Source organism: Streptomyces humi (assembly GCF_001005085.2).
Taxonomy (GTDB): domain Bacteria; phylum Actinomycetota; class Actinomycetes; order Streptomycetales; family Streptomycetaceae; genus Streptomyces; species Streptomyces humi.
Map to the genome: position 1 here is coordinate 1 of NZ_LBMU02000168.1, position 4,785 is coordinate 4,785.

The following is a 4,785-nucleotide window of genomic DNA, read 5'->3' on the forward strand; positions in this document are numbered from 1 at the left end:
CCGCCGAGCCCCCACACCTTGACGATCCGCCCGGCACCGGCGCTGTCCCGGCGCTGCTCGGCGCCCCGGTCGAAGACGGCGACCCCGGTGACCCGCCCCTTCGCCCGGACACCGGTGCCACCGCCCTCTTCCCGCGCCCCGGCGCCGGAGTCGGGGCCGGGGCCGGGGCCGGTGTCCGTCCCGAACGGGATCCGGTCCCGCACCCGGAGGGTGCCGGAGAAGATCCGCGCGTAGGCGATCTGCTCGCCCGCCGGGCCCCGCTCCACCTTGAAGACCGTGCCGGAGACCGGGCCCGCCGGGTCCCCGCCGGCCGCCGGCAGCAGCCGTTCGATGCCGGCGATCAGGCCGGGCACACCGGCGCCCGTCACCGCCGAGCCGAAGTACACCGGATGGACCAGGCACCGCCGGGTCTGGCCGGCGAGGGCCGCCCACAGCCGGGCGTCGGGGACACCGCCGTCGAGGTACGCGGCGAGCAGCGCGTCGTCGTGGTCGGCGAGCACCTCCGGCACGGCCGGCCCGAGGCCGGGCACGAACCGGGCGGCGGGGGTACCGAGCGCGGCGGCGCGGCCCATGGGGACGAGCGGGACGGCCAGCCTGCGGGCCAGCTGGGCGAGCACGGCCTCGTCCCGGGCGCCCCGCCGGTCGATCTTGTTCACGAAGATCAGCGTGGGGATGCCCAGCCTGCGCAGGGTCCGCATCAGGACCCGGGTCTGCGCCTGGACGCCCTCCACGGCCGAGACCACCAAGACCGCGCCGTCGAGGACGCCGAGGACCCGTTCCACCTCGGCGATGAAGTCCGGGTGGCCGGGGGTGTCGATGAGGTTGACGGTCACCCCGTCCAGCGGGAACGACACGACCGCCGACCTGATGGTGATGCCGCGCCGCCGTTCCAGCGCGAGGGTGTCGGTCCGGGTGCTGCCGGCGTCGACACTGCCGAGTTCGTCGATGACCCCGGCCGTGTGCAGCAGCCGTTCGGTCAGACTGGTCTTACCTGCGTCGACGTGCGCGAGAATTCCGAGATTGAGCATGTGCACCGTGCGTGACGTCCTTCGGCATGGATGGGATTCCTTCCTGGGTGGACATGCACGCAGTGCGCATCGGTGGTCCTCTCCTGGTGACGTCGGGTCGGGAGCAGTGCAGCAGGGCCGGCCGTCCGGCCGCAACGGATTAACACCCGCCGAGAGCCCCCTCGCGCCTGCCGTCGGGAGCGCTCGCCGCCTCGAAGGCGCGGTCCTAGAGTGATCTGCACGGTCCGGAGGGCACGTGGCCCGCGGCTACCCGCGTCCAGGTGAACGGCGACCGTCACGGCCGTGCCGTACGGTCCGACGGCCGCGGCCTGGCCGGCTCCGCCGAGGTGCCGCGCGGGTCGACGAACCGGCGGGGACGGCCGGCGGGAACGGCACGGAGAGGAGCCGAGGGTGCGTGAGATCCTGCCGGCGCTGGCCGACTGGCACGCGGCCGGGATCCCGTTCGGCCTGGCGACGGTGGTCGAGGTCAGCCGCAGTGCGCCGCGCGGGCCCGGCGCGGCCATGGCGGTGGGCCCGGACGACGAGGTCGTGGGCAGCGTCTCCGGGGGCTGCGTGGAGGGCGCCGTTTTCGAGCTGGCGCAGGAGGTGGTGGCGAGCGGCGAACCGCGGCTGCGGACCTTCGGCTACAGCGACGAGGACGCGTTCGCGGTGGGGCTGACCTGCGGCGGCGAGATCACCCTGCTGGTTCGGCCGGTGACCGCCGGCTCCGACCCGGCGTTCGGCGCGGTCGCCGCGTCGGTGGCCGCGGGCGAGCCGGTGACGGTGGCCACGGTGGTGGACGGGCCCGCGCCGCGCGGAGCGGCCCTCGCGGTGTGGCCGCACCGGGTGACGGGCACGCTCGGCGCGAGCGGCCTCGATGTCGCGGTCACCGCCGACGCGCGTGGCGAACTCGCCCTCGGCGCCTCGCTCCTGCGGCACTACGGCCCGCACGGCGAGCGCCGCGAGGACGCGGTCACGGTGTTCCTCCAGTCCTTCGCTCCACCTCCGCGCATGCTGGTGTTCGGCGCGATCGACTACGCGGCGGCGGTGGCCCGCGTCGGTGACTTCCTCGGCTATCGGGTCACGGTGTGCGACGCCCGCCCGGTCTTCGCCACGCCGAAGCGGTTCCCGGCCGCCGTGGAGGTGGTCGTCGACTGGCCGCACCGGTACCTGAGCGGCACGGACACCGACGACCGCACGGTGGTGTGCGTCCTCACCCACGACCCGAAGTTCGACGTGCCGCTGCTGGAGGAGGCGCTGCGCCGGCCGGCCGCCTACATCGGGGCGATGGGCAGCCGCAGGACCCACGAGGAACGCCGGGCACGGCTCGTCGAGGCCGGTCTCACCGAGGCCGAGCTGTCCCGGCTGCGCTCGCCGCTCGGCCTCGACCTCGGCGCCCGTACCCCCGAGGAGGTCGCCGTCTCCGTGGCCGCCGAGATCGTCGCGCTGCGCTGGGGCGGCAGCGGCGCGCCCCTGACGAAGACCAGCGGCGCCATCCACGCACCCACGGCCGACTGAACAACAGACTGAACACCAGACCGAACAACAGAAGGAACAAACACCCGCAACCACCACACGATCCAGCATGGACACCAACTCCCCCGCCGCACGAAACCGCCCCGGCCTACGCCACCGACGGCTCCCCGGACGCCCGGCGCCGTGCCGGTCCGCGGGGGCATCGGCCTGGCAGGGGCGCGGGGAACCGCGCGAGCGGCCGCCGACCAGCCGCACTCGCCTCCGCACAGCCCCCGGCAGACGCCTTAGGCGGCGTCCCGCCACCCACCCGGCAGCAGCACAAGCACGAGGGTCGCGGCCACCACGTACAGCCCCGCGGATCCCCACGCCACCGCGTGCAACCCCCGCACGAACCGCTCCGGCACCCCCGGCCGCCCGGCCATCGCCCCCGCCACCGCGATCCCGATCGCCCCGCCGGTCTGCCGGGCGGTGTTGTTCACGGCCGAGGCCAGCCCCCCGCGCTCGGCCGGCACCGCCCCGATCGCCGCCGCCACGACCGCGGGGGTGAGCAGCCCGCACCCGGCGCCCCACAGCAGGAACGCCGGCAACAGCACCGCGAGACCGGACGCCACCCCCGCCCGGGTGAGCAACACGAGCCCGGCCGCGGCGACGAGGAGACCGGCCGCGGCGGGTACCCGCGCGCCGATCCGGCTGGTGATCCGCCCGCCGAGCGGCGCGAACACCGCCAGCGGCAGGAACAGCGGCAGCACGGCGAGCCCCGCGTCCAGCGCCGACCGGTGCTGCACGGACTGTAGGAACAGGGTCAGCACGAACAGCGTGCCCAGAGTGCCGAGGTTCATGATCAGGGCGGTGGCGTTCGCCGCGCCGAACGCCGGGCGGCGCAGCAGCGCGGGCGGCAGCATCGCGGTGTCACCCCGTCGCACCTCGGCCACGGCCAGCGCCACCAGGGCCAGGACGGCGACCAGCGCGGCGCTCCCCACGGCGACGGGACGGCCGTGTTCGATGAACGCGTAGGTCACCGCCAGCAGCGCGAGCCCCCCGAGCACCATGCCGGGCAGGTCGAGCCGGGGCGCGCGCTCGTCGACGCTCTCCTGTGTGACGGCCGCCGACCAGACCAGGGCGACCAGCACGATCGGTACGTTGACCAGGAAGACGGACCGCCAGCCGAGCGCCTGCGTCAGCGCGCCGCCGAGCAGCGGCCCGGCGGGCAGCGCGAGGCTTCCGATGCCCGCCCACACCCCGATCGCCCGCGCCCGCGCGGCGGGGTCGGGATGAGCCCGGCCGATGATCGCCAGGGTGCCCGGCAGCAGCAGCGCGGCGCCCACGCCCTGCACCACCCGAGCCGCGACCAGTACCGCGGTGTTCGGCGCCAGCCCGCAGGCCAGCGAGCCGGCGCCGAACACGGCGAGCCCGGTGAGGACCACCCGACGGTGTCCGTACCGGTCCCCCGCGGTCCCGCTGGTGAGCATCAGCGAGGCCAGCGCCAGCGCGTAGCCGTCGACCACCCACTGGAGGCCGCCGACCCCGGTGCCGAGACCGGAGCCGATGGCGGGCAGCGCAACGTTGACGATGGTGACGTCGAGCAGCACGAGGAAGTAGCCGACGCACATGACGACGAGGACGGTACGCGGGGACCCGGTGTGCCGGGCGGGATTCATCGCGCGGCGGAACAGCGTTGCCGGGGTGTCAGCCATACCCGCCGGGTTACCACGCCGGACCGGGCCATCCCCGTCGGCGTGGCGGCAGCCGGTGCAGGGTGACCTCGGTGAGCGTGCCGTCCGCGGCGGTCGCGGTCAGGTAGGTGCAGTACGGCTGGCGGCGGCGGTCAGTGGGTGAGCCGGGGTTGAGCAGGCGCAGGCCGCCCGGGGCGGTGGTGTCCCAGGGGATGTGGCTGTGCCCGAAGACGAGGACGTCCAGGTCGGGGAAGCGGGCGGCGCAACGGGCTTCACGGCCCTGCGCGGCACCGGTCTCGTGGACCACCCCGAAGCGCAGGCCGCCGAGGTCGGCGCGGGCCACCTCCGGGAGGCGGGCGCGCAGGCCGGGGCCGTCGTTGTTGCCGTACACGCCGATGAGGCGGCGGCTGCGGCTCTCCAGCAGATCGAGGGTGGCCTCGTCGACCCAGTCACCGGCGTGGATCACGACGTCCGCGCGCGGAAGTTCGTCGAGCACCCGGTCCGGAAGCCGCTTGGCCCGCAACGGGAGGTGCGTATCGGAGGTGATGAACAACCGCACCCCACCACCCTAGCCACCACCCCACGCCCCACCACCCGACGCCCCACCGATCGCCGCCCCACCGCGCCAC

The 4,785-nt window shown here is 75.2% G+C and carries 4 protein-coding genes; 1 reads left to right on the forward strand and 3 read right to left on the reverse strand.

What is annotated here, in order from left to right:
• Positions 1-1,034, reverse strand: a 1,034-nt coding sequence (locus AAW13_RS43620; protein ID WP_143145116.1) for a GTP-binding protein, incomplete at its 3' end; no start/stop codon positions are given.
• Between the two features lie 384 nt (positions 1,035-1,418).
• Here AAW13_RS43620 and AAW13_RS43625 point away from each other — a divergent pair.
• The gene (locus AAW13_RS43625) at positions 1,419-2,525 is read left to right on the forward strand and encodes an XdhC family protein (protein WP_046734629.1); all 1,107 of its coding nucleotides are present in this window, start codon (positions 1,419-1,421) and stop codon (positions 2,523-2,525) included.
• 242 nt (positions 2,526-2,767) lie between these two features.
• On the opposite strand, the gene AAW13_RS43630 is transcribed toward AAW13_RS43625, so the two are convergent.
• Both AAW13_RS43630 and AAW13_RS43635 read right to left on the reverse strand, forming a co-directional pair.
• Positions 2,768-4,177 carry an MFS transporter gene (locus tag AAW13_RS43630; protein WP_240528942.1) on the reverse strand — a complete coding sequence of 470 codons (1,410 nt, stop codon included), beginning with the start codon at positions 4,175-4,177 and terminating at the stop codon, positions 2,768-2,770.
• A 10-nt stretch (positions 4,178-4,187) separates the two neighbouring features.
• Positions 4,188-4,715: a metallophosphoesterase family protein gene (locus tag AAW13_RS43635; RefSeq protein ID WP_046734628.1), complete on the reverse strand. Its 528-nt coding sequence runs from the start codon at positions 4,713-4,715 to the stop codon at positions 4,188-4,190.
• Positions 4,716-4,785 lie beyond the last annotated feature (70 nt).

Coding starts and splice junctions, on each gene's coding strand:
- AAW13_RS43630 (WP_240528942.1), bottom strand. CDS start 4,177: ATGGCTGACACCCCGGCAACGCTGTTCCGCCGCGCGATGAATCCCGCC.